Source organism: Haladaptatus sp. SPP-AMP-3 (assembly GCF_049568665.1).
In the GTDB taxonomy this organism is placed as follows: Archaea; Halobacteriota; Halobacteria; order Halobacteriales; family Haladaptataceae; genus Haladaptatus; species Haladaptatus paucihalophilus.
Window position 1 is genome coordinate 2,205,076 of the sequence record NZ_CP145897.1, and the last position, 26,211, is coordinate 2,231,286.

Here is a 26,211-nt window from a genome sequence, read left to right on the forward strand (position 1 = left end):
GCATGCGACCTCCGAGCCGCTCGTTCGTTCCACTCGCGAGGACACGGCGTCACCCCCTCAGTCGTTTCACTCCATCGGGGATTCCTTGGCCTGCTCGTTCCGCGAGAGCGTTGCTCTTGCGTGCTCTCGTTCGCTCCTTTCAGTCGCTCACGAGAACTCCGCTCGGAGTTCTACTTCTGGAGTAGATCACCCACGAACCGCCGTGAATTCCGCTCCAGCATCCAGTCGAGAGCCCATCACCGAAAAAGCAGGTCACGAATTGGGGAGGAGGCCGGGAGGACTATCCGTCGCGGCGTCGTGGCTTAGTCGAGCATGGAGTATGAAATCACGAACCAACCAGCGTTCGCCGAACTTCTCCTCACGCTGGACGCCGACGAGGAGATTCGGGCCGAGTCGGGGTCGCTGGTCAGTCATTCGGCGGGAGTCGGGGTGCCACCGGATTCGGAAGCACTACTCGAACGCTCCGTTCTCGGTGAGGAAACGCCGTTTTCGACGACGTTCGCCGCGGACCACCCCGGAACCGTTCGGCTCGCGCCGCCGTTTCCGGGCGATATCTTTCACTACGAACTCCAGGACGAAACGCTGTACGTCCAGTCCTGTACGTTCCTCGCGGCGGAGCCGGGTGTCGATTTCGAGGAAAAAGGAAGTTTCGTGGAGTGTGCGGGGGACTTCCTTCTCGAACTCTCCGGGTCGGGTCTCGCGTTTCTTTCGAGCTACGGGGCCGTCTCGATAGTGAGCCTCGACCCTGGCGAGCGATACATTCTGGACACCGGCCACGTCGTCGCGTTCGAGGGGTCCGTGGACTTCGAGGTGACGCGCGTCGATACCGTTCACTCGCACGCTGGCGGGCGGGGCGCCCTCGTCTGTGAACTCGACGGACCGGGAACGATTTGGACGCAATCCCGGAGCCCGGTCGCGCTTCTCTCGTGGATTGCGCCGAATCTGCCGGATGGCGAGTAGGCTCGTTGTTTTCTGCGTGGGACCGACACTTCCCACGGATTACTTAGGTATCGAATGATACCTTCGGACAAGTGGCGGAATTTGCGCCCCGCACGACGCTTATTTAGGGGGAGGTAGAACGGGTGAGTATGCGAGAGGATTTTCTCCTACTCAATCCGGGTCCGGTACCCCTCGCGCGCGACGTTCGACAGGCGATGAGCGAGCCGATGGTATCGCACCGCTCCGCGGAGTTCGAGTCGGTGTACGAAAACGCACAGGACGGCCTCGATTACATCTTCGAGCGCTCCTCGCTCGACGGAACGCCGACGACGAGCGGCGGTACCAGCCTCATCTTCAACGGGACGGCGACGATGGCGATGGAGGCTGCCGTCGCCAACCTCGCCGGTGAGGACGACGAAGTGGTCGCCGTCGTGAACGGCAAGTTCGGACGGCGGTTCAAGCGAATCGCCGATCGCTACGCGAACGTGACGCCGGTCGCGTTCGACTGGGGCCAATCCATCGACCCCGAGGCGGTCGCGGAGGCCGTGACGGACGAGACGAAAGTCGTGACGATGGTCCACAACGAGACTAGTACGGGGCTCCTCAATCCCGTCGCCGAAGTCGGCGACGTCGCGGCGGAACACGGCGCCTACTTCGTCGTGGACGGCGTGACCTCCCTCGGCGGCGACGAGTTCCTCGTGGACGAGTGGAACGTCGACGTTGCGGTGACGGACGCCCAGAAGGCCCTCGCGGCCCCGCCGGGGACGAGTGCCATGTACGCCACGCCCCGCGCACAGGAGGCCTTCGACGGCGAGAGCGCACCGTTCTACGAGGATTTGGACTGGCACCTTCGCAAGGCCGACTCCCACCAGACGCCGTTCACGAGCGCCGTGCCGCTCTTCCGCGGCCTCGCGCTCGCCGTCGGCCACATCGAAGAGGAGGGTATGCCCGAGCGCATCGCCCGCCATCGCCGTCAGTCCGCCGCGTTCCGGTCGGCGTTCACCGCGATGGGGCTGTCGATGTTCCCCGAGCGAAACGACGCCTCGGAGTACTCGAACACGTTGACGGCCGTCGCGCTTCCGGCGGGTGTCCGCGAGACCCCGACCGAGTTCTTCGACGCCGTGACCGAGCGCGGCGCGAGCATCAGCGGCGGGCAGGCCCACCTCGGCGGCGAGATATTCCGCGTGAGCAACATGGGCAACCTCTCGTCCGAGCAGATTCTGCGCGGCGTTCGCACCATCGGCGAGGCGTTCCTCGACGTCGGCGAGGACGTCGATTTGGAGGCCGGAATGGCCGCCGCCCGCGAACAGTTGCGATAACGGCGAGCAAACGCGATTCGACAACTCGATTCGAGTTTCCCTTTTCGAGGTGGCGGGGTGATGGCGGTTGCATTTCCTCGAATAGCATTCAGTCGGGTAGTAGTATTTAGTAGCCTCTAGTAGAATTCAGTAGAAAATAGTACCCCAGTAGGATTTCGTTTTCACCTGCGAACGTCAGTCGATAGCTGGCTATTTTACAGACGGCGGCGCTCGACCTTTTGTGACGTCTTCTCATCGAACACGACGTGATATCGGCTTTGAGAACGTCGAAACTGCAGAGAGGCCGTCCTCGAAAGCCCCGCCCGCACAGCACCCACGATAAACGTGAGCGAACGTCCCCGTTCACGAAGACCTCGAACGCTATCAGCACATCCCGTCGGACGACGACTCGCGGCGGCGCCGCTCGCTGTCCTCGGGGCTGTGCCAGCGCGCGCCGAGGACGTTCGCGTGGCTTCACGCGAAATCGTCCGGGTAATAGGTGCTCCAAAACGGCGTCCGCTGGCCTCGCGTCCGTGCGAATGGTTCTATTCGTCCGGGAAGGGGACGTCGATGAGGTCGCCGTCGTCGGGGGCGACGACCTCGCCGTCGAACTCCTCGCGGGCCTCCGTCAGGTGCTCGGAGACGTTCCCGCCGTAGCGCGAGGAGACGTGCGTGATGGCGAGGCGGATCGCACCGGAACGCCGGGCGACGTTCCCGGCCTGTCTCGCGGTCGAGTGGGCAGTCTTCCTCGCGCGGTCCTTCCGGTCGTCGGCGAACGTCGCGTCGTGGACGAGCAGGTCGGCGTCCTCGGCGGCCGAGACGACCTGCTCGGTCGGCCGGGTGTCGCCGGTGTAGACGAACCGGCGGCCGGGCCGCGGTTCGCCGACGACCTGCTCGGGGCGGACGACGGTGCCGTCGTCGAGTTCGACGGGGTTCCCGGCGTGGAGTTGCTGGAACTTCGGACCGACGGGGACGCCGAGTTTCTCCGCCCGCTCGCGGTCGAAGCGGCCCTTCCGCTCGTCCTCAACCAGCGCGTACCCGAGCGAGTTCGCGTCGTGGTCGGTGCGGAAGGCGCGGACCTCGTACTCGTCGCGTCGGACGGCGACCTCGCCGGGCGCGACTTCCGTGATGTGGATGGGAAACGAGGGTTGGTGACCCGCCGTGCGAACGAGCGCGTCGATGTCGTCGCCGGTTCCGCGCGGCGTGTATATTATGAGCGGGTCGTCGCGGTCGTTGAAATCCCACGTTTGTACCAGTCCGGGGAGTCCGAGGATGTGGTCGCCGTGGAGGTGCGTGATGAAGAGGTCGGAGACGGTAAAGCCGGTGCCAAAGCGCATCATCTGGCGCTGGGTTCCCTCACCGACGTCGAAGAGCAGGCGGTCGCCTTCTCGGTTGACGAGGATAGAACTCGGGTTTCGTTCCGTCGTCGGCACTGCCCCGCTGGTTCCGAGGAAGGTAACGCGCATCGACATTGACCCCAAATCGAAGGCCGACGATTAAACAGCCTTCGAAAGCGTCGCTGTGGCGGTCGGAAATCGGCGGTTGTTCGCTCCGCTGTTGGCCCGCGCCGTCCGGGGAAGGAGCGACCTAACCAGGCGAATCGGCGTCTTAACCCGTGAACGGTGGACGGCGTTTATCGGTCGTCTCGTCGTCGCATCGTTCGCGGAATGGGAGAGATATGACACGAATCCCGAGAACAGTAAGTGCCGTACTCGTGTCCCTTCTCGTCGTCTTCGCTGGCGGTGTTGCGACATCGCTAGCGACTTCGGGGGGGTCAAGTACGGCACCGGAAACGCAGGTTACGAGCCTGAACGATGTGACGCAGGCGAACACATCGCAGGCAAACGTAACGATAAACGACCAACAAAGTGACGGCGAGACCATCGTCATCTCGTCCGTGACCATGCAAGAGGGTGGCTTCGTCGCCATCCACGACCAGAGCCTGCTCGACGGGAACGTCGTCGGCAGCGTGTTGGGCAACTCCGTGTATCTCGAACCGGGAACGCACGAGAACGTCACCGTGACGCTCGCGCGACCCATCAACGACACGGAGACGCTCATCGCGATGCCGCACATGGACACGAACTCGAACCAAGTGTACGACTTCGTTATCGGTAACGGCACCGTCGACGGACCGTACACGGCGAACGGCGAGGCCGTCGTCGACGACGCCCAAATTTCGGTGGGCCAGCAAGGCCCCACGATGGGGAACGAGACGGATCAGACGGGACAGCAGTTCGTGTTCCGCATCGAATCGCTCTCCATCGCCGAGTGGTCGTTCGTGGTGGGTGACAGCACCCAGCCCGACCGCACCGAAGTCATCAGCGACGTCGACTTGAAAGACGAGACGGTTCGCATCAACACGACGGCGCTGCTCCAGAACGGTTCGGCGGAGGAGGTCGTCCAGCGCGGACCGAGCGTCTCGCAGAGCGACGTGAACAAGGCCTCGGAGCAAGCCAACGCGGCGGCGACGACGGGCGACCTCGATACCGTCCGCGTGGTACTCCGTGACATCACGATACAGAACACGACGCTCATCGTGGACGCGCCGCAGAACGTGACCCTTCCGCAGATGCCGGGCCAGCCCGGCGTCCCGGAACAGCCGACCCAGCAACCCCTGGACGCGAACGTCACGTTCGACAACCAGACCAGTGACGGGCAGACCGTCACGGTCGATTCCGTCACCATGTCGGAGGGTGGCTTCGTCGCCATTCACGACACGAGCCTGCTCGACGGGAACGTCGTCGGCAGCGTCGTCGGCGCTTCGGAGTACCTCGAGCCGGGAACGCACGAGAACGTCACCGTGACGCTCGATAAGCCGTTGACGGAGAGCCAGACGCTCATCGCGATGCCGCATCTCGACACCAACGACAATCAGGTGTACGACTTCGTGACATCGGGTGGCAGCGCGGACCTGCCGTACGTGGTCGATAACAACATCGTCGTCGACCCGGCCTACGTGACCGTCGAGAACGGCGGCGGTGCGACGACTACGACGACCACGACGCCGGAAACGACGACCGCGACCGCCACCGAAACGCCGACCACCACGTCCACGACGACGGGTGCGGCGGCAACGACGACGGCGGCAGCGACCACGACCGCACAACCGACGACTACGACGCAGGCCGGTGGAACGACCACCACGTCGACCGGAACGAGCGAATGTGGGTGTGTGAAGACGACGACGGCGCAAGGGACGACCACGACTGAACAGCCGACGACGGCGGCAGAGACGATGACCACGACGGCGGAGATGACGACCACGGCGTCCGAAACGACGACCACGACTGAACAGCCGACCACGACGGCGGAGACGACGACCACGACGACCCAAGCGGAAAGCGGTTCCGTGGAGAACGTCTCCGACCTCGGGCCGTCGTTCAGGGTGAGCAACCTCGAAGCACCGGCGAACGCGACCGTCGGCGAGACGCTCACCGTGAGCGCGACCATCATCAACCCGACCGACCAGCAGCTCACGCAACCCGTGGACTTCCGGTTGGCGGGGACGGTGCTTCAGCGCAAGAACGTCACCTTGGACTCCGGGCAGCGCACGAACGTGTCCTTCGAGATAGACACGAGCGACGTTTCCCCCGGAACGTATCCGCACGGCGTGTACTCCCGTAACTTCGGTCAGATCAACTCGATAACGTTCGTGACGGCCGAAAACGCGACGACTACGGCGGCGGAAACGACAACGACGGAACAGCCGACGACGGCGGAAACGACGACACAGACTGGTACGGCAACTGCACAGCCGACCACGACGGCCGCTCCGGCGACGACCGCACAGGAGACCACGACGACGCAGGCCGCGACGACGACCAGCGCAGGAAACGAGACGACGGCCGGGACTGAAACGGCCAGTGCCGGAACAACGACGACGCAGGCCGCGACGACGACCAGCGCGGGAACCGACACGACGAACGCGAGCGTCGTCGGGTCGGTCTTCGACGCGTTCGGGGACCTCTTGTAACGTCCTCGGTCGTTTCTTTCGTCGAGCGTGTTCATCGGCTGCCATTTTTCATCGCGGGACGCAACCGACCGATTCTTGTCCGGCGACCCCCTACCGATTCCCAATGGAGTCGCCGCTGTGGACCCAAACGCACGCGCCCGACCTCGCCGACCTGCCCCAACCGGAGGTACGCGACTATCTGGAGCGGGCGGTGAACGAGCCGATAAACCTCGTTCTTCACGGCCCGGAAGGGAGCGGGAAGACCGCCGCCGTGCGCGCATTGGCACGCGAGGCACACGACGACCCGGACAACGACCTCGTGGAGATCAACGTCGCGGACTTCTTCGACCGGACGAAAAAGGAGATTCGGGAAGACCCCCGATTTTCCAACTTCCTGCAAGGTCAGACCGAGTTCTCGAAACAGTATCGGCAGGGCTCGGGCAAAAAGAAGTACAAGCGCAACTGGTCGAAGCGCGAGATGATAAACCACGTCCTCAAGGAGTACGCGGGCTACGCGCCATCGACGGGTTCGTACAAGACCATCGTCCTCGACAACGCCGAATCCATCCGCGAGGACTTCCAGCAGGCGCTCCGCCGCGTGATGGAGCAGTACCACGAGACGACCCAGTTCGTCATCACCACGCGCCAACCGACGAAACTCATTCCGCCCATCAAATCCCGCTGTTTCCCCGTTTCGATGCGCAAACCGACCGGCGGCGAAATCGAGGACGTCCTCCGGTCGATTCTGGACGACGAGGGAGTCGAGTACGACGAAGACGGGGTTCAGTTCATCTCCGCCTACGTGAAAGGCGACGTTCGCAGGGCCATCCTGTACGCGCAACTGCTGTACGAACAGGAGGGTCGGGTTCACAGCGACGACTACGAAGTCATCCGCGAGTTCGGTATCAGCGGGCGCATCAGCGACATGCTCGATAAGGCCGAGCGCGGCGATTTCAACGACGCCCGCAAGGACTTGGACGACCTGCTCGTGGACGACGGCTACAGCGGCGAGGAGGTGCTCGAAGCCATCATGGACGCGTTCAGGCAGAACCGCTATTCGGGCGACGAACTGGCAGAACTGGTCGTCCTCGCGGCGGAAATAGACATGGACTTGGCACAGGGAACGAGCGACCGGCTACAGCTTTCCCATCTGCTGGCCGAGTTGGGCGCGTAGAAATCGGGCCGGTCCTGTCCGCTTCTCCTCCGGTCGTTCTCTCTGTTTCTTTCCAGTCGTTCTCTCTGTTTCTTCTCCGGTCATTCTCCTCTTCTACGTTCGCGGACGCACGAAGGATAGCAAAACAAAATAGCCGCCGAACTGAAGCGTTCGTCAGTCCACGAGACGTTCGATTTCCGTCACGAGGATGCCGCTGGCACCGAGTCCCTTGACCTCGTTGATGGTCTCGAACACGTCCCGCTCGTCGACGACGGTATGGACGGCGACCTTGCCGTTTCCGGCGATGTCCATGACCGTCGGCCCGCCGAGACCGGGAATCACGTCCCGAATCTCGTCGAGTTTGTCCTCGGGTGCGTTCATCATGAGGTAGCGCTTGCCCTCCGCGGAGATGACCGACTGAAGCGCCATCGTGACCTGTTCGACTTTATCGTCGCCCACCACGTCCTCGCGGGCGAACAGCCGAACCGAACTCGACAGCACCTCGTCGATGATGCCGAGGCGGTTGACCTTCAGCGTCGTCCCGGTGCTCGTGATGTCGATGATGGCGTCGGCCATATCGACGTGCGGGGTGAGTTCCGTCGCACCCGAGACCTCCACGATTTCGGGCGATACTTCGGTTTCGGCGAAGTACTGCTCCGCGACGCTCGGAAACTCGGTGGCGACGGTTTTTCCCGCGAGGTCGGCGACTTCGTTAATGTCTCCCTCCTCGGGCGCTGCCAACACGAGCCGACACTGGCCGTAGCCCAAATCGAGGAGGTCCGAAACGTTGCCGGGGTTCGCCTCCCGCATCTGGTCGAGACCGGTGATGCCGATGTCGGCGGCGCCGTCGCTCACGTACTCCGGGATATCGGCGGCCCGGGCGAACAACAGCGTCACGTCCGGGTCGACGGTATTCGCGTACAGTTTGCGGTCCGCACCGTCCACGACATGTAGCCCGGCGTGTTCGAGCAATTCCATCGACGGGTCGTGCAACCTGCCCTTGTTAGGGACCGCGATTCGCATTATCTCGGGTTCGGTCGGCCAGACGGATTACTCTTGCTTTCCCGGTTCAAACTGCAAATCGTGATACAACGTACCGTATCGCGGACTCCAACCCACCAGAGTCGTGTCGGGGACTCCAATCCACCAGAGTCATGCGAGAGGGACGACAACCCCGAGCCATGACGACGCTCCGAATCGCCGGGGGGCAGGTACTGCGACCGGACATGACCGTCGAACGCGCCGACGTGCTGATAGACCAGGACGACGGGACGATTCTCGCCGTCGGCGACGTCGTGGACGCCGACGAGACGCTGGACGCCAGCGACGGTCTCGTGATTCCGGGTCTCGTGAACGCCCACTGTCACGCCGCGATGACGCTCCTTCGCGGGTATGCGGACGATAAACCGCTCGATTCGTGGCTCCGCGAGGACGTGTGGCCGGTCGAGGCCGCCCTGACGCCGGAGGACGTGCGTGCCGGGACCGAACTCGGCATACTGGAGATGATTAAATCCGGGACGACCGGCTTCGCGGACATGTACTTCGAGGTCGACGAGGTTGCCGAAGCCGTCGAGGAGGCGGGGCTTCGCGCCCGAATCGGTCACGGCGTGGTGACCGTCGGAAAGGACGAGGAAGTCGCCCGCGAGGACTTCGAGACGAGCCTCGCCATCGCCGAGGAGTTCGACGGCGCGGCGGGCGGCCGCATCAGAACGGCCGTGATGCCGCACAGCCTCACGACGGTCGGCGAGGAGTATCTGGACGACTACATCCCCCGCACGCGTGACCTCGGCGTCCCGCTCCACTACCACGCCAACGAAACCCGCGACGAGGTTGCCCCCATCGTCGAGGGGCGCGGGAAACGACCGCTCGAATACGCCCGCGAGATGGATATGACCGGCTCGTCGGATTTCGTCGCCCACGGCGTCCACGTCAACACCACGGAAATCGACCTGCTGGCGGAGACGGGCACGGGCGTCATCCACTGCCCGGCCTCGAACATGAAACTCGCCAGCGGGATGGCCCCCGTGCAGGCGATGTTGGACGCGGGCGTCACGGTCGGACTCGGGACGGACGGCGCGGCGTCGAACAACGACCTCGACATGTTTGGCGAGATGCGAGACGCAGCCATGCTCGGGAAACTCGCCGCGAACGACGCCAGCGCGGTCGCCGCCGAGTCGGTCGTGGAGATGGCGACACGCGGAAGCGCGACCGCCCTCGGGTTCGACAGCGGCCGCATCGAGGAGGGTGCGAACGCCGACCTCGCCGTAATCGACCTGTCGTCGGCCCACCTCGTCCCCCATCACGACCTCGTGAGTCACCTCGCCTACGCCGCGCGCGGCAGCGACGTGAGACATACGATTTGTGACGGGACCGTCCTAATGGCAGATAGGGAACCACTTACGCTGGACGAAGGATCGGTGCTGGAAAACGCAGAAAAGCGGGCGAAGGAACTCGTCGAACGCGCTACCGAGTAGATAGATGCGGTTCGCTCACGGAGACTATTTTACGACTGAGGATACATTCTACGAAATTGTCAACAATGGTAAATTGAACGATTATATCGGTTTTTAAACTCTCTAGCGTTCTCTGAACTATTTATGTACAAATATAACGATGCCAAACGGGAATCGGGATTTATGGGGGTATCCCCGGTGGGAGAAATCGCATGACAGCAAAACGATTTGCGATACTGCTCGCGGCGACGGTGCTGCTTTCCGTCGCCGCGCCCGCCTTTGCAACGACTGGCACTGACGGACTGACGGTCGGTGTCTCCCAAACCGAGAGCGTCGTCGTGACTGTGACCACGAACGGAACGGCGGCCGAGAACGCTTCGGTCTCCGTCGAGGCGCTCAACAACTCCACCTACGCGGGTGCCGGGAGTTACACCACCGACGAAAACGGGACCATTGCACTACCGACTCCTGCGAACAACACCACCATTCACGTCGTGGCGACGAAAGGGAATCTGACCGATTCGACGACCGTCGCGCTGGTCGCGCCCGCGAACGAGGATGTCGAATCCGACGACTCCTTCGGTCACGGTGTCTCCTCGTTCGTCCACAAACTGCTCTCGGGCGAGGACGTGAAACACCCGGGGAGAGTCATCTCGACGTGGGTGACGTCCCACAACCCCGGTGCACAGAAGAAGGCCGACCACGCGAAGTCGAGCCACGACGCCGACGACCACCCCGGAAACGGCCGCGATGCGGAACACGAACAGGGACACGGAACCGACGGTGACCACCCCGGAAACGGCCGCGACGACCACCCCGGAAACGGCGGTGACAACGGCCACAAACAGGGATACGACAAGGGGAAGACGGGCCACGACGACCGCGGCACCGACTCCGACGAATAGGCGTTGACCGCCTTCGGTACCGTTTTGAACGCGCTCGCCCATCTCGAACGTATGGGAACTTATCCGCCGATAAGCGAGCAGTTGGACGACGTTGAGTCCGCTCGCGCCGAGGGGCACCGCAAGATGGATTGGGCGCGCCAGCACATGCCGATAATGACGACGATTCAGGAGGAGTTCGTCGCCGACAAACCGCTGGACGGCCAGCGAATCGGCATGGCGATGCACGTCGAGGCGAAGACCGCGGTTCTCGTCGAGACGCTCGCGGAGGGTGGCGCGGAAGTCGCCGTCACCGGTTGTAACCCGCTCTCGACCCACGACGACGTGAGTGCCGCGCTGGACGAACACCCGAACATCACCTGCTACGCGAAGCGCGGCGTGGACGACGAGGGCTACTACGAGGCCATCGAGTCCGTCATCGACCTCGAACCCACCATCACGGTGGACGACGGCATGGACATGGTTGCGGCCATCCACGAGGACCACCCCGAACTCATCGAAACCGTCGTCGGCGGCTGCGAGGAGACGACGACCGGCGTGCACCGACTCCGCGCGATGGACGAGGACGGCGCGCTCGACTACCCCGTCTTCGCCGTCAACGACACGCCGATGAAACGCCTGTTCGACAACGTACACGGCACCGGCGAGTCGTCCCTGGCGACCATCGCCATGACGACCAACCTCTCGTGGGCCGGGAAGAACGTCGTCGTCGGCGGCTACGGCTACTGCGGCAAGGGCGTCGCGAAGAAGGCGGCGGGCCAGAACGCGAACGTCATCGTCACCGAAGTCGAACCGCGCCGCGCGCTCGAAGCCCACATGGAGGGCTACGACGTGATGCCGATGGCCGAGGCCGCCGAAGTCGGCGACGTGTTCATCACGACGACGGGCAACCGCGACGTCATCACGAAGGAGCACTTCGAGGTCATGAAGGACGGCGTTCTCCTCGCCAACGCGGGGCACTTCGACGTGGAAGTCAACCTCAACGACCTCGCGGACCTCGCCGTCGCCGAGCGCGACGCCCGCGACGGCGTTCACGAGTACGAGATGGAAGACGGCCGCCGACTCAACGTCATCGCCGAGGGTCGCCTCGTCAACCTCGCCGCGCCCATCGCGCTGGGTCACCCGGTCGAGGTCATGGACCAGAGCTTCGGCGTGCAGTCCGTCTGCGTCCGCGAGATGGTCGAAAACGGCGAGAAATACGACGCCGGTGTCCACGAGGTGCCCGACGAACTCGACAAGGAAATCGCGGAAATCAAACTCGACGCGGACGGCGTGGAGTTCGACTCCCTCTCGGACGACCAGAAGGAGTACATGGGTAGCTGGCAGCACGGGACGTAACACCGTTTTTCTCCCCGTATCGAGAGCAATTCGAGTCGAGTTGCGTCGAGTCGGGTTTTCGTTCTTCGTCCGAGCTGTCGTTCAACAAATATTTACCGTCTCCTTTTTCAAACGGACGTATGCAACGCCGCCAGTTCCTCCAGAAGAGCGTTCCGCTCGCCGTCGGTGTCGGTGCCGCCGGGTGTACCGATTCGAGTACCGACACCAACTTCGCCGGATACACCACCGACGAGGTTGCGTCGAACGAGGGTAACGCGTGGGACGATTCCGATACCGCCGAACCGGACGGAAGCGACCCGGCGCTCGAAGCGCCACCCCGCGAGTCCGAAGTGTTCGCAGCCATCGAATCCGGCGACGGACGGGAAACCGTCGTTGTCACGTTCGAAGCGAACCCCGTTGTCCAAGCCCGAATCGGTTCGGGGACGACGACTACGACGATGGCGACGCACACGGAAGCGGAGAACACGACGACGCGAACGACTGTCGAGAGCACGACGACTACCGACGAAGAAAGTTCCCGGACGTGGATGGATAGTCTGTCGCCCGGTTCCCTCCTCCCCGTCGGCGTCGCCGCCGGACGGGGTAGGGGAGGTCGAAGCGGCGGCGGACGGAGCGGTCGGAGTGGACGAAGCGGAAGAAGTGGAAGCGGACGGGGCGGTAGCGGTGGTAGTGGGGGCGGGAGGAGTAGCGGTGGAAAGAGCGGAAAAAGTGGGAGCGGAAAGAAGGGAAAGAACGGGAAGGGGAAGCCGAAAAACGGCACCGGAAAGGGAGACGGGAAAACGAAGTCCGGTCGTCGCGGTAGCGGGACGAGCGCGTTCGTCGGACGGAACGGGCGGTTCAAGTGGCACGGCGGGCGGTACGCGGCGTGGCACGACCGGCACGACAACGAACTCGACGAGTACGATGCGGTCGTGAGCGATTGCGGGGTCGGACACATCGGCTCCGCGGACGCGACGGAGGACGACCTTCCCGGCGTCGGTGCCATCGACTGGGACAGCGAGTGCGACGGCGACCACGCTGAAATGTGGTTTACGCCGTCCGCATCGGGGTGGTACCGCGTCGGTGCGCGACTGCGGGCGACGGACGAGGGGCGCGACTTCGGGTGGGAAGCGGTGGACGTAAAAATCGTCGAAACGGACGAATCGAGCTGGGAGATAGCGAGTCAGTGGAAGGTCTCCCCCCGACTCTGAACCGTCACTATCCCCGCTCCGTCGGGCGAAAAGCGGGAAACTAAGTCGGTGCGTGCGAGAGGTCGAACCGAACAACATGGCGAATCGGAAAGGTGACAGGCGGGAGCGCGAACTCGTCAACAGGCTCGACGACACGGGATTCGCGGTCATGCGCGCTCCCGCGAGCGGGGGGGCAACGCAGCGCGAACTGCCGGACGTGCTGGCCGGAAACGGGAACGCGTTCTACGCTATCGAGGCGAAATCGAGCGCGGGCGACCCCATCTATCTGACGGGCGAGGAGGTCGAAGCGCTGGTGTACTTCTCACAGAACTTCGGCGCAAAGCCGAAAATCGGCGTCCGCTTCGACCGAGAGGACTGGTACTTCTTCCACCCGGCTGACGTCCACCAGACGAAGGGCGGGAACTACCGGGTCAAGAAGGAAACCGCGCTGGACGAGGGTGAGACGATGGACGAGTTGTGGAAAGACGACGAGGACGAGGCGTCGAAACACAGCGTCTCAGACGTCCTCCACGCGGTCGAACAGGGGGTCCTCTCGGTGGACGAGGCGACGGAGATTTTGGAGTAGCCTTCGCTCCGCGGTCGGGGTCGAAAAAACCGAGAAACCGGTTCGACTACTTCAGTTCCGGGAAGTCGGACAGTTCCGACTGATTCCCCGGACGCTCGGGGCGTTGGAGCCGAGAACGCGGGAACGAGTAGCGCCGCACGTGACGCGGCTCGACCTGTTCGGGACGAAGGCCCGACGGAATCGGGTAGAGCACTTCGACCACGGGGTCGTCCGCCGGGTAGCCCTCGTTCGCCGGGTACTCCGCGACGGTGCAGTCGCGGCCCGGAACCTCGACTTGGCTGGCCCGATAGTCGGTCATGTCGACGACGACCAACAGGTCGCCTGTCGCGCGGTCGACCACGGGTTCGCCGGGCTCCAGTCGGCAGCGGTCACAGAAGTGCGGCCCGGCGGCCGCCGTCTTCTCGTCCACGAAGACGACCGACTCGCATCTCGCGCACTCGACCGCCTCCTTTCCCGGCGGTGGGACGCGCCCTTCGTTAATCTCGATTGCGACCCGTCGGAGGTGTTTGCACCGAACCCCTCGCATCATGTGGTCTGGGCAGGTGCAACGACCGCCGAGCAGGTCGACGAAGTACGTGTTGTCGCTCTGGCTTTCGACTTCGTACAGTCCGCCACCGAGCGGCGTGACGGACATGCGCTCCGCTCTGGCGCGTTGGGACCGCGGGTCGGTCTCCTCGGTCTCGGCCAGCGGCGTCAGCGATACTTTTCCGGAAGCGGCTGTGTCTATCATGGGTGCTTCCTCCGACGTGAAACCGGACGACGAAAATCGGCGCGTTCCGACCACACAGCGGCGGTTTCGACGTATTATCGTACGTGCCGAATGACCCTAAGGCTTTCATCTGTCAGCGCAAGCATCGAACGCGTTCTCCCGTTCGCACCGCGTGGTGTCACGAAATGACGACGATTCACGACACCGACTTCGAAACGGAGAACTTTTGATGTAACCCCCGGAAATCCAGAACATGGATATCGAGGGCGATACGCTCCGCGACATCGTCGTCTCCGTCGTGTCAGTTGGCTTCTTTATCGTAGCGATGTTTATCGTCGGCTCGCAGTTTGAGGCCGGCGGCATCACGGGAGCGGGTGCGCTCGAAATGGTCGGCGTCATCACGCTCTTCGTTCTCGTCATGACGGGCGTCGGTTTCTGGCTGGCCAACCAGTACTAACGGTCGCGCCAATCTGTCACGGTACCGCTTTCGTCCAGCGCGTCTTCGTAGTAGACGAGCGGATGCGTCACCGTCTCACATCGTTCGTCCTTGTTCACACAGTCCCCGTACGCTTGGAGCGTCGCGCAACTCGGCGGCGCGAACTGCGTCGTCCGTTCGTCCCGGAGTCGTTCGATTCGGGCGCGTAACCGGTCCGCGCGTCCCGACGACCGAACTTCACAGAGCGAGAGAATTTCGTCCGCGTCGAGTCCGATGCTCGTGAGAAACGAGACGAGCGTGAACTCGGAGTGTGCGGGAAGCGACTCCGCGTCACGAGCGCGCGCGAGCAGTGCCGACATACACGGCGGGAACAGTTCCGGTGCGAGCGTATCGATGTCGTGGGAGAAATCGGCGTCGGTGAACGACGACTCCAGTTCCGACAGTTCGTCGGCGAGCGTCGCGCCGATTTCGTCGGGGACGGGAAGGGGAAGGTCGTCGGCGATGCGTATTTCGACCGCCGTCCGAAGCAGTTCGTGTAGCTCCGCCTGCGAGACGACCACGACGCCATCGTCGAGTTGACGCGTCACGAGTCGCCACTCGTCGCCGAACTCCCGGGCGAGCGAGATGTAGGTCGAGACGGCCACGCCGAACCCGTCACGACGGGTCACCACGTCGTCGTCGAGGTCGAAATCGGCGAGGAACGTTTCGAGCGTGAGCGACGTGCCCCGCGTGCTTTTCAGCCCGTCGTCCGGCGTCTCGAAGTCGGCGGTGAACCGCTCGTAGGCCGTCGTCGCCTCGGCGTTGGCGTACTTCTCGACCGCTCCCGGCGCGTCGAGGAGCGACACCAACATCCGGGCGATGGGGTACGAAAGCACCTCCGCCGACGTCGACCAGCGCCGCCCGTCGTCCGGCGCGCGCACGGTCCCGTCGAGGAGCGCCCGTCGCACGCGCTCCACGCCGCGCTCGACTGCCGGGTGGCGGTCGCCCTCCCCCGCGATGACTGCCGCGAGGTCGAGGTTCGCGTCCCGAACCGCCTCGCGAGCGGACGCGAGAAACGGGTATCGGGCATGGAGCGAATTCATTAATCGCCTTTTCGAGCGGTGCCCGATAAACGCGACGGTCGCGCGGTAACGCGAGATTTCCCCGACTCGACCGCCGCGGAAATCCCGCGTTTCCCCGGTTCGGCCGAATCCAATCACCTATTACCGCGGCGTGAGAAGCGGGGTTCGTGCCACGCTTCGCTTATCCGTGCCCCGACTGTCGAACGACGACGAACCTTCACGGCCCGGACTGCCGGTTCGACGGGGAGCCGTGGACGGACATCGAGAAAGCGTATACCGATATCATCGCGGTGCTCTCCGCCGATTCGGTGACGGAGGAGGAACTCCGCGACGCGGTGCACGGCCGGTGGAACGCCACGCACGTCGCGGCGCTCGACCGCCTTCGTCACGAAAAGCGGGTCGTGGAGAGCGACGGAACCGTACGCCTCCTCACCGCCGACGAGTTCCGCGAGACAGTCTCGGAGCCAAGCTTCGAGCCGATGCGGACGATTTACGAGAAGGGAAGCGTTCCGGGCTGTCACGACAACGCCGTCTTCGCCATGATAGCGTGGTACGAGATGGTCGGCCTGTCGTGGCCCGAGACGCGCGAGAACGTCGTCGAGTGGCTCCACAAGAGCGGAACGTGGGGACGCGGCGGTTTCGAGGAGTCTTCACCGGAGGAACTGGTCGAAACCAAGCGGCACGTCTACGAGGCCGGGTACGGGTGGAAGGAGAAAGCCCAGTCGGCGAAGGCGGTCATCGACCGGAACCTGTAGAAGCGAAAATCGAATCGAGTCGGCGCTTCCTCAGTCGCTCTGGATACGCGGCGCGAGCATGTAGGTCACGTCGCCCATTCCTTCCGCGATTTCGAAGTGAAGCTTGACGGGGAACTCCTCGCCGAGGTCGATGGCCACTTCGCCGTCGTTCGGGATTGCCTTGTTCATATCCTTGAGATAGTCGAGGCTGAACAGGGAGTGGGCGGGACCGGTCGTGAGGTCGATGAGGTCGTCGCGGTCGAGTTTCAGGTCGACGTTGTCGGTGTCGCCTTCGGCTTCGACGTAGAATATCTCGTCGTCCTCGTTCACGCCGAGGGCGATGTGGTCGGAAACCATGTCGGCGGCTTTGACCGCGCGGTCGATGTCGGACCCTTCGACGACGATGGTCGCCGAGAGGTCGAGATCCGGGATGTCCGGTTCTTGGCGGATGGAATCGGGGTCGATGAGCGCGAGGGTGTATTCGAGTCCGTCGATTTTGATGTGGAGTTTGCGCGTCTCTTCGTCCAACTCCATCTCGATGAGTTGGTCGGAACTGGCCATGCCAGCGATGCTTTCGAGACGGTCGAGGTTGACGCCGAGGACGCCCCCGTCAGCCTCGTAGGATTCGAACGCTTCGGAATCGAGTTGGAGGTCCACCATTCCGACGTTGGCCGGGTCCACTGCCTTGATGGTGAGGCCATCCTCCTCGAGGTGGATTTTACATTCATCCACCAGAACGCCCACGGAATCGATCGTCGTCCGGAGCGTATCCGCGCTCACGATAGCCTTGAACATGTTGGTGATTCCTATGAAAGGGTGGCATAAAAAGTCACCCGTTCGCGCGCGCGAGGTGCAACGTTGCAGGAACGACGGACAGAGGATAGGAACCGGGAGCGCCCGGAGTTAAACTCACCGCGCCTCCACAATTATTACAGTAGATAATATAAAGATTTTTGATAAACGTTTTACGCTAGAAGGTATTCTGAACGTATATGTCGCAGGAGTGGCGGCCGGAAGAATACACGCTCGACGAAGACGACCCGCGATGGGGAGTCTGTAATTACTGTAAGAAGAAGGTCTTCGTCGGTGGAAAGAACAAATCGGATCTCATTCGGCATCAGGCCGAGTGTGAGTATCGAGACGGGTAGTTTCCCGTCGGCTAATTATTCATTTTGCGTCGTAACGGCCAGCGACGGGGCGACGAACGAAGGGCGTAAACATCCGCGTAGACAACCGTCTCACAACGAATGGCCCGTAAAGACCACTACTACAACAAATCCAAGCAGCAAGGCTACCGATCGCGGGCGGCCTACAAACTCAAGCAGTTGGACGAATCCACACACCTCCTCCACGAGGGCGAGACGGTCGTGGACCTCGGAGCGGCCCCCGGCGGCTGGCTCCAAGTCGCCGCCGAGGAGGTCGGCGACGACGGAACCGTCATCGGCGTGGACCTCCAGCGAATCAAGGACATCGACGGCGTGGAAACCATCCGCGGCGACATGACCGAGGAGGAAACCCAAGAGGAGGTCATCGACGTCGCCGGGTCCGCCGACGTCGTTCTCTCGGACATGGCACCGAACATGACCGGCGAGTACAGCCTCGACCACGCTCGCTCGGTGTACCTCGCCCGACAGGCGTTCGAGACGGCGCTCGAACTCCTCGATTCCGGCGGCGACTTCGTGGTCAAGGTGTTCCAAGGCCCGGACTTGGACGACCTGCGCGAGGACATGGAACCCGAGTTCGAGTACGTTCGAACCATGAGTCCCGACGCCTCGCGCGACGAGTCCTCCGAGGTCTACCTCGTCGCCCGGAAACGCCTCACCGCGCCCGTCAGACCCGGCGACACCCTCGAAGTGACCATCGAAGGCGTGGGGAGCGAAGGCGACGGCGTGGCGAAAGTCGAGGAGTACACGTTGTTCGTTCCGAACACCGAGGAGGGAGAGACGGTCGAAATCCGCGTCGATGACGTGAAACCGAAGTTCGGCTTCGCACAGCGATTGGACCGAGACTGAAGTCCGCGTTCAGTCGGCCGAACTCGGCACCCTACTTGCGGACGTTTGCGACCGGAGAAACCCGACGACGGCGTAGACGAACGGCGTGTCGAGCAGCGCGACGAACAGTTTGAAGACGTACTGGCCGACGATGAGCGAGAGGATGACGTTCTTCGGGAGTATCGGCCCGATACCGGCGAAGCGCGGGAGCGCGTAGAACGCGACGCCGACGAAGATGACGGTATCGATTGCCTGACTGCTCGCCGTGGACCCGATGTTGCGAGCCCAGAGGTGGTCGCCGTCGGTGAGGTCGCGGATTCGGTGGAAGACGATGACGTCCCAGTTCTGACTGACGACGTAGGCACAGAGGCTTCCGACGACGATGTTCGTGCTCGCGCTGAGGACGGTGCGGAACTTGGCGGGGTCCACGCTGTTCTGCGCGGCGGGCGCTTCGATGGTGGACCAGACGAGCACCAGCATGACGAATATCATGACGAAGGCGACGTTGACGAGTCGCTGGGCCGCCTTCCGGCCGTACACCTCGGCGTAGCAGTCGGAGGCGAAGAAGGTCAGCGCGTAGGCCAGCGCCGCCCCCGGCAGGACGAGCGCGTCGCCCGTAATCGGCAGGGTGAGCGGAATGGTGAACTGGAGCACCTTCGCCGCCGTGAGCTGTGCCGTCACGAGCGCCGTCACGAACAGCGCGGTGAGGCCGAGTTGTCCGGTGGCCAGTACCGAGTGAGCGTCTCGCCGCTCAGTCATCTTCCAGTCTCCCGTGGCGTTCGTCGATTTCGTCCAGAATGTCCAGCATCTTCCGAATCGAGGCGCGAATCGCCTCGCTCCTGTTGACGAACTTGCCGTCGTCGCCCACGTGGTCGTCCAAATCGGAGAGGAGTTCGTCGGGCACTTCGACGCTTATCTTGGTCATACCGGGATATTCCGGGAGGAATACTTAAGCCCAGCGTCAGGCGCGTCGTCCGCCGATCGTTCCTACCCAGAGGACGCTCAGCCCGAAGATGTACGCGACGGAGACGGGGATGGCGACGAGGAACATCGTGTAGAGGCTGTCGGGGGTCACCAGCGCGGCGACGGTGAAGACGCCGATGACGACCGGACGCCAGTACTCGAACATCGACTCGAACGGGACGATTCCGGCCCAGTGGAACAGGAACATCGTCACCGGCACGTCGGCGAGCAACCCGATGCCGACCGTGGTGAGGAACACGAGCCAGAAGAACGCCTTCACCCGGTAGTAGATGAGCATCTCGGCGTTGTGGGCGTCGGTAACGAGCCACGAGATGATGTTCGGAGCGACGATGGTGTAGCCGATGTAGCTCCCGGCGATGAGTCCGACGAACAGCGTGCCGCCCCACAGGAAGAACACGTTGCGGTTGCCCCTGACGAGTTTTCGCTCCTTCATCGCGGGCCAACTGTAGTAGAGCACCATCGGGAGCACCGACACGGCGGCGAGCAGGGTGCTTATCTTCACTTCGAAGATGAGCGCCTCGACCGGGTGCAGGGTGACGACGTTGAGCTGTTGGCCGTTCGCCAGTATCGACTGCGGCACACGGCTCGTGAAGTCGCTGTTGATGTCGCCGATGCCGCCCTGATACAGGTAGACGAACACGCTGGCGAGAACGAGCATGAACACGCCGACGATGCGGAAGAACTTCGACGTGAGGCTCTGGAGGATGAACGCGAAGTCGTAGTAGTAACCGCCGATGTCGTCCTCTGTCGTCTCGTCTTCCGTGAACGCGTTCGTCACGCCCGCGGCGGTGCGCTGGAGGACGTTGCCCTCCTCTTGAGTCTCTTGGCTCGGTTGCTGGGCGACGTCCTCGGCGAGCGGTGCGCCCTCCGCCTCGCGGACCTCCGAGTCCGCCTCCGCGGCTTCCGCTTCTTCTTCATCTTCGGCGTTCGCTTCGTCGAAACGGTCGAAGATGGCCTGCGCCTTCTCGGGTTGGTCGGCCTCCATCGCGGCACGGGCGTAGTCGAGCGACTCGCCCTCGTCCATCTCGGTGAACACTTCGGGCGGAGCGGCTCGAACCCCGGCGGCGTCGAGCTGTTCGATGTCGATTGCGGCCGGTGCGCCACCGCGCTGCTGGCCGACTGCGGCGTTCGCTTCGAGCGAGACGAACAGGTAATAGAGGGCGGCGACGACGAGCGCGACCAGCGCGACGGCCCCCGCGACGAGGAGGATGGCCGTCCCGCGCGGCATGCCCAACGCCTCCTCGATGGGGGAGAACGCCGCGGGTCGGAACTCGGCCGGAAGTGCAGGAAGCAGTTGGCCGTTCACGTAGCTGACCCCGACTCGGCTGAAGAACAGGTACGTCGCGCCACCGGCGATGAGCGCGATACCGAGGAGGTAGTTCCACCGTTCGACCATCGTTTTCCCGATGTTCACCTCGCTGCTCCCGCGCTTGATGGTGACGAGGATCTTCGACAGATAGAGACTGAATCCGTAGAGGATGACGAGCGGAATCGCCCACATGACCTGCGTGAACGGGTCCGGTGGGGACGCGACCGCGCCGAAGACGAAGATGGTGAGGATTGCGTAGCGCCACTTGTCGCGGAACGTCTCGTACTTCACGATACCCGAGTAACTGAGGCCGCTCATGATGAGCGGCAGTTCCGCGGCCAGCCCGAACGAAAGCGAGATGATGAGGACGAACTCGGTCCACTGGACGATACCGTACTTCGGACTCAGGTTCGCCTGCACCGCGTTCTTGGCGAGGAACTGGAACATCAGCGGGAGATAGACGGAGTACCCGTAGGCTAGCCCGCCGATGAACAGCGCCGCCGCGAGGGCGACCAGCGGGATTATCTTCCAGTAGGAAATGGAGAATTCGGGATACCATTCGCGTTGCCGAATCGAATCACGACCGAGATAAAGCAAAACGGGGATGGCGAGAACGATCCCGGAGAACATCGCTATTTTCGCTTGGAGGAGAATGACGTCGAACGGCGTCACCGCGACGATTTCGACGTGTTGCATCACTTTCTGTGACATCCCGGAGGTCGTCACGTCGCGCAGGAACGGCCACACCACCATCGACATGGCGTAGAACATGCCGATGAAGCCGAGAACGAACACGATGAAGACTTTCTGCAGGTGCGTCTGTGCCGTCGACAGCATCGCTCCGATGGTTTCTCGCCCGGAAGCGACGGTGTTGGCGGTATCCTCGTCGATGAGACTGTTCCCCGAGGTAGACATTGCTTGAGAATGGTAACCCCCTGCCAGTTATCAATCTTCTCGTCTCGCAAGATGAAGAAAGCCTATAATAACTCGGCTGCTTATCCTCGGGTGAATGGGCGAAGAATCGGAGGCGACGGCAGGCAGTAATATCTCGAACGTTCCGGCGTCGGAAGAAGCGCCGGAGCCGCCGGACGAGAACCTGTATGCGCCCGAGGACCCGGAGCCAGCAGTCGAGCGGCCGAGCCAGCCGATGGACGACGAGGAGATGCCGCTCGCCGACCACGTGGAGGAGATGATAAAACGGCTCGCCATCGTTCTCGTCGTCGCTGGCGTCGTGAGTCTCATCACCCTCCCGTTCGCGGACCACGTCATCAACTTCCTCTGGAACCAGATTCTGCCGGTCGGTCCCGAAACCCGACCGCGGCTCTACGCGCCGCTGGCGCTCGTGATGACGAAACTCAAGGTCGCCAGCCTCGCGGGTCTCATCATCGCCCTCCCCGTCATGGTGTACGAGACGTACCTCTTCATGCGCCCCGGTCTCTACCCGAACGAGCGTCGGTACTACCTCGCGGCGGTTCCGACGAGCCTCGTCCTCGCGTTCGTCGGTGTCAGCTTCGCGTACTTCCTCATCCTTCCCGCCATCTTCACCTACTTCCTGTCGTACACACAGAGCGCGAACGTCGCCATCGCGTTCGGTCTGACGAAGACGTTCAACCTCATCCTGATGATGATGGGCGTGTTGGCCGTCGTCTTCCAGATTCCGCTCCTCATCATGCTCGCCATCATGATGGGCCTGACGACGCGCCAGTGGATGGCCAACCGACGGCTGTACTTCTGGGGTGCGTTCGCCGGATTCGCGTTCCTGTTCAGCCCCGACCCGACCGGGATGGCCCCGTTCCTCGTCGCCATCACGATGGTCGGCCTGTTCGAAGGCACCTTGCTCCTCCTGAAATGGACGGGCAAGTGACGGTTTCGAACCGTTCTCTCGTCCTCCTCGAATATTCGGAATCACACAATGGCACCTTTCGACGTTCGTAACCGGGTTATAACTAAGGGAGTTTGTCTCCAACGAAGCGGTAGCGTTCGTGCCTGCCCTTAGCTCGCGTGCCAGCAGCTACAGACCGCAGTTCGCGTGCCAGCAGACTGCCACCCTTCGGGTGCGAACGCCCGACGCTGCTTTCTACCGACCACCGGTCGGATACTCGGTGCTGAACACGTCTTCGACCAGCGGTTCGCTTTGCGATTCCGACTCGTGCGCATCGCCGCCCGCTCGCTCGCGGGTCGTCCCTCCCTGCTCGCCGTTCGATGCCTCGTCGGCATCGCCTTCCGGACTCACACTCCCGGTGCGATAGCCGTGCAAGTCGAGCGTGACGTGTTCGAATCCGAGGTCCGTCAGGTGGTCCCGTGCGGCGCGGACGAACTCCTCGTCCAGCGCCCGCGATAGCTCGTCCTCGCCGATTTCGATGCGCGCCAGTCCGTCGTGGTCGCGGACGCGGAACTGGGTGAATCCCCACTGGCGGAGCACCGTTTCGGCGCGTTCGATTCGGGAGAGGCGTTCCTCGGTCACTTCCAAACCGGTCGGGATGCGCGAGGAGAGACATGCCATCGCGGGTTTGTCGGCGACGGAGAGGTCGTACGCTTCCGCGATTTCCCGGACCTCGTCCTTCGAGATATCGTGTTGGAGGAGCGGCGAGTAGGCGTCCAACTCCTCGACGGCGCGGAGGCCGGGGCGGTGCCCCGCGGATACGTCGTCGGCGTTCGTCCCGTCGCAGACGATATCGATGTCGAGTTCGGCCGCCTTGTCGAACATCGCGCCGAGGCGCATCGTCCGGCAGTGATAACAGCGGTCGTCGCCGTTCTCGACGAAGTTCGGGTCGTCCAACTCGCTGAACTCGGCGATGACGTGGCGGATTCCGATTTCGTCGGCGACCCGATTTGCGTCCCCGAGTTCGGCCTCGGGCAGGGTTTCGCTCTTCGCGGTGCACGCGACGGCATCGTCTCCCAGCGCATCGTGGGCGATAGCGGCGACGACGCTCGAATCGACTCCACCGCTGAACGCGACGAGCACGCCGTCGCGCTCCGCGAGGTCTGCCTTCGCGGCGGCCAGTTTCTCCTCGACGGTTGGCATACCTCGTGATTGTTGCGAACGGGCAAAAGCGCCTCGTCACGCGTCCGTGTCGTCGCAGTTCGATTCGATTCGACGCTTCACTTCGGGTGCGGAACCGTCTTTTCGCCGATGCACGTCGGGAACGTTTTTTATGTATGACGCAATATCACGGAGCGAATGGACCTTGAGGCGGTACCCGGCGTCGGTGCGAAGACCGCGGACGCGCTCGCGGAACTCGACGACGCCGAGCGAGCGTTGGAAACCGGCGATGTCGCCACGTTGGCGCGAGCGCCGGGAATCACGGAAGGGCGGGCCGCTGCCATCGCGCGCGGTGCCATCAGGATTCGACACGACGACGACGGCGGCTTTCTCGCCACAGACAGGGCGCGGGAGTTGTACCGCGATGTCCTCTCGCTCGTGAAAGCGCGGGCCGTCACGACGTACGCGAAAAAGCGTCTCGAAACGCTGTATCCCAGTTCCGCCGCATCCAGAATCGAGGAGGTACAGGCGTTCACGCGCGCGGCGATGGAGCGAACGCCGACGGCGGACGTTCGGGAGGCGTTGGCCGACGTCGAACCGCTCTCGGCCCCGCAAGGCGTTCGGGTCACCGACCGCTGTCTGGCGACGACCGACGCCGAGCGGTACGCGAAAGCGCGCGAGGTGATTCCCGAACTGCCCGTCGAAGTCGTGGAGGACACGCGGGAACTGGCGGAACTCGCGCGCGGGTACTCCACCGTCGTCGCGCTGGACGAGGCGTTCGCGGGCGTCGCTATCGACGGGGACGTTCGCGTCGAACCGGGTGCGCTGGAAACCCCGGCGGAACTCGTCCCCGAGCGTCCGCTCGCCTTCTTCGCCGCGAACCGGGACACCCTGCTCGCCGCCGCCGAAGTCCACCGCGTCGCGGGGATGGACGCGCCGCTCGACATCGACGGGTTGGAGTCCGCACTCGCCCGCGTCACCGCCGACGGCGGGGTGACGGGCGACGCGGAACTCGCTCGGTTGACGGACGCCATCGCCGACTTGGACGCCGCCGTTTCGATGGCCGAAAACGTCGCCAACGACCGACTTCGGGAGGCGATTCGGGAGCGGGACGTGACCATCGAAGGCTCCGACCTGCTCTCGCTGGTCGAGCGCGGTGCGGGCGTCGATTCGCTCCTCTCGCGCGAGTTGGGCGACGAGTACGACGCCGCCGTCGAGGCCGCCCGCGAGCATTTGGTCGAGACGCTGGCGCTGGACGCCGGTGAAACCGAACTCGCGCGCCAGGCGTTCCCGGAGGACCCGACGTTTCCCGTGGAGCACGACGAGAGCGTGATTTCGCGGCTCCGTGAACGACTGGAAGCCGAAAAGTCGCGGCGGGCGGCGCGACACAAGCGCGAACTCGCCCGCGAACTCGCGGACGAGCGCGAGGCGGCGGAAGAACTCGTTCGCGCCGCGCTCGAACTGGACGTGGAACTCGCCGTCGCCCGGTTCGCCCACGACTTCGAGTGCGTCGTGCCCGACTTCGACGGCGACGGGTTCGACATCGCGGCCGGGCGTTCACCCCTCCTCGACGTGGAGTTCGCCGCCGTCGAACCGGTCGATTACGGCGTCTCGGGCGTGGCCCTGCTCTCGGGGGTCAACAGCGGCGGGAAGACGTCAACGCTCGACCTCGTGGCGCTCGTCGTCATCCTCGCCCACATGGGCCTGCCGGTTCCGGCGGACTCGGTTCGCTTGCGACGGTTCGAGGAACTGCACTACCACGGCAAGACGCAGGGGACCCTCGACGCAGGGGCGTTCGAGAGCACGCTCCGGGAGTTCGCGGCCCTCGCCGACGGGCGGGCGGGCCGCCTCGTGCTCGTGGACGAACTCGAAAGCATCACCGAACCCGGCGCGAGCGCGAAGATAATCGCGGGAATTCTGGAGGAACTCGGCGAGCGCGACGTGACCGGCGTGTTCGTCTCCCACCTCGCCGACGAGATTCGGGACGTGGCGCGGTACGACGTGGCGGTGGACGGCATCGAAGCCAAAGGACTGGTCGACGGCGAACTCGTGGTCGAACGCTCCCCGGTGAAAGACCACCTCGCGCGCTCGACTCCCGAACTCATCGTGGAAAAGCTGGCCGACGGCGGCGAGAACGGGTTTTACGACCGACTGCTGGCGAAGTTCGAGTAGCCCGACAGCCAGAACTGTTACCTACGAGGCTGACGTTCC

At 63.5% G+C, this 26,211-nt stretch carries 24 protein-coding genes; 15 read left to right on the plus strand and 9 right to left on the minus strand.

All coding sequences use genetic code 11. The features are described 5' to 3' along the window. Positions 1-312: 312 nt before the first annotated feature. Positions 313-960 carry a TIGR00266 family protein gene (locus tag V5735_RS12255; RefSeq protein WP_423743776.1) on the plus strand — a complete coding sequence of 216 codons (648 nt, stop codon included), beginning with the start codon at positions 313-315 and terminating at the stop codon, positions 958-960. Between the two features lie 128 nt (positions 961-1,088). Next, positions 1,089-2,258: a pyridoxal-phosphate-dependent aminotransferase family protein gene (locus V5735_RS12260; protein ID WP_423743777.1), complete on the plus strand. Its 1,170-nt coding sequence runs from the start codon at positions 1,089-1,091 to the stop codon at positions 2,256-2,258. A gap of 524 nt (positions 2,259-2,782) precedes the next feature. Here V5735_RS12260 and rnz read toward each other — a convergent pair. Next, positions 2,783-3,709, minus strand: a complete 927-nt coding sequence (rnz, locus tag V5735_RS12265; RefSeq protein ID WP_423743778.1) for a ribonuclease Z — start codon at positions 3,707-3,709, stop codon at positions 2,783-2,785. A gap of 242 nt (positions 3,710-3,951) precedes the next feature. Between rnz and V5735_RS12270 the strand changes: the two genes are divergently transcribed. After that, the gene (locus V5735_RS12270; protein ID WP_423743779.1) at positions 3,952-6,213 is read left to right on the plus strand and encodes a DUF7282 domain-containing protein; all 2,262 of its coding nucleotides are present in this window, start codon (positions 3,952-3,954) and stop codon (positions 6,211-6,213) included. Between the two features lie 103 nt (positions 6,214-6,316). Beyond that, positions 6,317-7,366 carry an AAA family ATPase gene (locus tag V5735_RS12275; protein ID WP_423743780.1) on the plus strand — a complete coding sequence of 350 codons (1,050 nt, stop codon included), beginning with the start codon at positions 6,317-6,319 and terminating at the stop codon, positions 7,364-7,366. Between the two features lie 153 nt (positions 7,367-7,519). Here the strand turns inward: V5735_RS12275 and hisG are convergent, their stop codons facing one another. Further along, positions 7,520-8,368: an ATP phosphoribosyltransferase gene (hisG, locus tag V5735_RS12280; protein WP_423743781.1), complete on the minus strand. Its 849-nt coding sequence runs from the start codon at positions 8,366-8,368 to the stop codon at positions 7,520-7,522. A gap of 158 nt (positions 8,369-8,526) precedes the next feature. Between hisG and V5735_RS12285 the strand changes: the two genes are divergently transcribed. The 5 genes from V5735_RS12285 (at position 8,527) to hjc (ending at position 13,793) form a co-directional block, all read left to right on the plus strand. Further along, the gene (locus tag V5735_RS12285; RefSeq protein WP_423743782.1) at positions 8,527-9,819 is read left to right on the plus strand and encodes an amidohydrolase; all 1,293 of its coding nucleotides are present in this window, start codon (positions 8,527-8,529) and stop codon (positions 9,817-9,819) included. Between the two features lie 191 nt (positions 9,820-10,010). Continuing rightward, positions 10,011-10,703, plus strand: a complete 693-nt coding sequence (locus V5735_RS12290; RefSeq protein WP_423743783.1) for a hypothetical protein — start codon at positions 10,011-10,013, stop codon at positions 10,701-10,703. A gap of 51 nt (positions 10,704-10,754) precedes the next feature. Continuing rightward, positions 10,755-12,038 carry an adenosylhomocysteinase gene (locus V5735_RS12295; RefSeq protein WP_423743784.1) on the plus strand — a complete coding sequence of 428 codons (1,284 nt, stop codon included), beginning with the start codon at positions 10,755-10,757 and terminating at the stop codon, positions 12,036-12,038. Positions 12,039-12,157: 119 nt separating this feature from the next. Beyond that, positions 12,158-13,228 (plus strand): hypothetical protein, encoded by a 1,071-nt coding sequence (locus V5735_RS12300; protein WP_423743785.1) that lies wholly within the window; start codon positions 12,158-12,160, stop codon positions 13,226-13,228. 76 nt (positions 13,229-13,304) lie between these two features. Beyond that, on the plus strand, positions 13,305-13,793 hold the full coding sequence (hjc, locus tag V5735_RS12305; protein ID WP_423743786.1) for a Holliday junction resolvase Hjc: 489 nt from the start codon (positions 13,305-13,307) through the stop codon (positions 13,791-13,793). Positions 13,794-13,839: 46 nt separating this feature from the next. On the opposite strand, the gene V5735_RS12310 is transcribed toward hjc, so the two are convergent. Then, positions 13,840-14,523: an SWIM zinc finger family protein gene (locus V5735_RS12310; RefSeq protein ID WP_423743787.1), complete on the minus strand. Its 684-nt coding sequence runs from the start codon at positions 14,521-14,523 to the stop codon at positions 13,840-13,842. Positions 14,524-14,755: 232 nt separating this feature from the next. Between V5735_RS12310 and V5735_RS12315 the strand changes: the two genes are divergently transcribed. Further along, positions 14,756-14,959, plus strand: a complete 204-nt coding sequence (locus V5735_RS12315) for a DUF7472 family protein (protein WP_423743788.1) — start codon at positions 14,756-14,758, stop codon at positions 14,957-14,959. Here the strand turns inward: V5735_RS12315 and V5735_RS12320 are convergent. After that, entirely contained in the window at positions 14,956-16,020 is a 1,065-nt protein-coding gene (locus tag V5735_RS12320; RefSeq protein WP_423743789.1) for a DNA primase, read from the minus strand. The genes V5735_RS12315 and V5735_RS12320 overlap by 4 nt on opposite strands. Positions 16,021-16,166: 146 nt before the next feature. Here V5735_RS12320 and V5735_RS12325 point away from each other — a divergent pair, with 146 nt between their 5' ends. Then, entirely contained in the window at positions 16,167-16,754 is a 588-nt protein-coding gene (locus V5735_RS12325) for a DUF7474 family protein (protein ID WP_423743790.1), read from the plus strand. A gap of 30 nt (positions 16,755-16,784) precedes the next feature. On the opposite strand, the gene V5735_RS12330 is transcribed toward V5735_RS12325, so the two are convergent. Then, positions 16,785-17,528, minus strand: coding sequence for a DNA polymerase sliding clamp (locus tag V5735_RS12330; RefSeq protein ID WP_423743791.1), 744 nt, complete (start codon positions 17,526-17,528; stop codon positions 16,785-16,787). A gap of 197 nt (positions 17,529-17,725) precedes the next feature. Here V5735_RS12330 and V5735_RS12335 point away from each other — a divergent pair, with 197 nt between their 5' ends. Beyond that, entirely contained in the window at positions 17,726-17,881 is a 156-nt protein-coding gene (locus V5735_RS12335; protein ID WP_007976446.1) for a hypothetical protein, read from the plus strand. A 99-nt stretch (positions 17,882-17,980) separates the two neighbouring features. Continuing rightward, the gene (locus V5735_RS12340; RefSeq protein ID WP_423743792.1) at positions 17,981-18,745 is read left to right on the plus strand and encodes a 23S rRNA (uridine(2552)-2'-O)-methyltransferase; all 765 of its coding nucleotides are present in this window, start codon (positions 17,981-17,983) and stop codon (positions 18,743-18,745) included. A 9-nt stretch (positions 18,746-18,754) separates the two neighbouring features. On the opposite strand, the gene V5735_RS12345 is transcribed toward V5735_RS12340, so the two are convergent. From V5735_RS12345 to V5735_RS12355, 3 genes are read right to left on the minus strand one after another with little or no spacing between them, the layout of a single operon-like run. Next, the gene (locus V5735_RS12345; protein WP_423743793.1) at positions 18,755-19,483 is read right to left on the minus strand and encodes a queuosine precursor transporter; all 729 of its coding nucleotides are present in this window, start codon (positions 19,481-19,483) and stop codon (positions 18,755-18,757) included. Next, positions 19,476-19,649, minus strand: coding sequence for a ribbon-helix-helix domain-containing protein (locus V5735_RS12350; protein WP_007976451.1), 174 nt, complete (start codon positions 19,647-19,649; stop codon positions 19,476-19,478). Before V5735_RS12350 ends, V5735_RS12345 begins: the two co-directional genes overlap by 8 nt. Before the next feature lie 36 nt (positions 19,650-19,685). Further along, positions 19,686-21,932, minus strand: coding sequence for a twin-arginine translocase subunit TatC (locus V5735_RS12355; RefSeq protein WP_423743794.1), 2,247 nt, complete (start codon positions 21,930-21,932; stop codon positions 19,686-19,688). Positions 21,933-22,026: 94 nt separating this feature from the next. Between V5735_RS12355 and tatC the strand changes: the two genes are divergently transcribed. Next, positions 22,027-22,881 (plus strand): twin-arginine translocase subunit TatC, encoded by an 855-nt coding sequence (tatC, locus tag V5735_RS12360; RefSeq protein ID WP_423743795.1) that lies wholly within the window; start codon positions 22,027-22,029, stop codon positions 22,879-22,881. A 213-nt stretch (positions 22,882-23,094) separates the two neighbouring features. On the opposite strand, the gene larE is transcribed toward tatC, so the two are convergent. Next, entirely contained in the window at positions 23,095-24,042 is a 948-nt protein-coding gene (larE, locus tag V5735_RS12365) for an ATP-dependent sacrificial sulfur transferase LarE (RefSeq protein ID WP_423743796.1), read from the minus strand. Positions 24,043-24,198: 156 nt separating this feature from the next. Here larE and V5735_RS12370 point away from each other — a divergent pair, with 156 nt between their 5' ends. After that, complete coding sequence (locus tag V5735_RS12370; protein WP_423743797.1) at positions 24,199-26,172, plus strand: MutS-related protein; 1,974 nt, start codon at positions 24,199-24,201, stop codon at positions 26,170-26,172. Positions 26,173-26,211 lie beyond the last annotated feature (39 nt).

Coding starts and splice junctions, on each gene's coding strand:
- V5735_RS12345 (WP_423743793.1), bottom strand. CDS start 19,483: ATGACTGAGCGGCGAGACGCTCACTCGGTACTGGCCACCGGACAACTC.
- V5735_RS12320 (WP_423743789.1), bottom strand. CDS start 16,020: ATGAATTCGCTCCATGCCCGATACCCGTTTCTCGCGTCCGCTCGCGAG.
- V5735_RS12295 (WP_423743784.1), top strand. CDS start 10,755: ATGGGAACTTATCCGCCGATAAGCGAGCAGTTGGACGACGTTGAGTCC.
- V5735_RS12335 (WP_007976446.1), top strand. CDS start 17,726: ATGTCGCAGGAGTGGCGGCCGGAAGAATACACGCTCGACGAAGACGAC.
- V5735_RS12260 (WP_423743777.1), top strand. CDS start 1,089: ATGCGAGAGGATTTTCTCCTACTCAATCCGGGTCCGGTACCCCTCGCG.
- V5735_RS12355 (WP_423743794.1), bottom strand. CDS start 21,932: ATGTCTACCTCGGGGAACAGTCTCATCGACGAGGATACCGCCAACACC.
- V5735_RS12315 (WP_423743788.1), top strand. CDS start 14,756: ATGGATATCGAGGGCGATACGCTCCGCGACATCGTCGTCTCCGTCGTG.
- hisG (WP_423743781.1), bottom strand. CDS start 8,368: ATGCGAATCGCGGTCCCTAACAAGGGCAGGTTGCACGACCCGTCGATG.
- tatC (WP_423743795.1), top strand. CDS start 22,027: ATGGGCGAAGAATCGGAGGCGACGGCAGGCAGTAATATCTCGAACGTT.
- V5735_RS12340 (WP_423743792.1), top strand. CDS start 17,981: ATGGCCCGTAAAGACCACTACTACAACAAATCCAAGCAGCAAGGCTAC.
- larE (WP_423743796.1), bottom strand. CDS start 24,042: ATGCCAACCGTCGAGGAGAAACTGGCCGCCGCGAAGGCAGACCTCGCG.
- V5735_RS12285 (WP_423743782.1), top strand. CDS start 8,527: ATGACGACGCTCCGAATCGCCGGGGGGCAGGTACTGCGACCGGACATG.
- V5735_RS12300 (WP_423743785.1), top strand. CDS start 12,158: ATGCAACGCCGCCAGTTCCTCCAGAAGAGCGTTCCGCTCGCCGTCGGT.
- V5735_RS12310 (WP_423743787.1), bottom strand. CDS start 14,523: ATGATAGACACAGCCGCTTCCGGAAAAGTATCGCTGACGCCGCTGGCC.
- V5735_RS12370 (WP_423743797.1), top strand. CDS start 24,199: ATGGACCTTGAGGCGGTACCCGGCGTCGGTGCGAAGACCGCGGACGCG.
- V5735_RS12275 (WP_423743780.1), top strand. CDS start 6,317: ATGGAGTCGCCGCTGTGGACCCAAACGCACGCGCCCGACCTCGCCGAC.
- rnz (WP_423743778.1), bottom strand. CDS start 3,709: ATGTCGATGCGCGTTACCTTCCTCGGAACCAGCGGGGCAGTGCCGACG.
- V5735_RS12255 (WP_423743776.1), top strand. CDS start 313: ATGGAGTATGAAATCACGAACCAACCAGCGTTCGCCGAACTTCTCCTC.
- V5735_RS12330 (WP_423743791.1), bottom strand. CDS start 17,528: ATGTTCAAGGCTATCGTGAGCGCGGATACGCTCCGGACGACGATCGAT.
- V5735_RS12290 (WP_423743783.1), top strand. CDS start 10,011: ATGACAGCAAAACGATTTGCGATACTGCTCGCGGCGACGGTGCTGCTT.
- hjc (WP_423743786.1), top strand. CDS start 13,305: ATGGCGAATCGGAAAGGTGACAGGCGGGAGCGCGAACTCGTCAACAGG.
- V5735_RS12350 (WP_007976451.1), bottom strand. CDS start 19,649: ATGACCAAGATAAGCGTCGAAGTGCCCGACGAACTCCTCTCCGATTTG.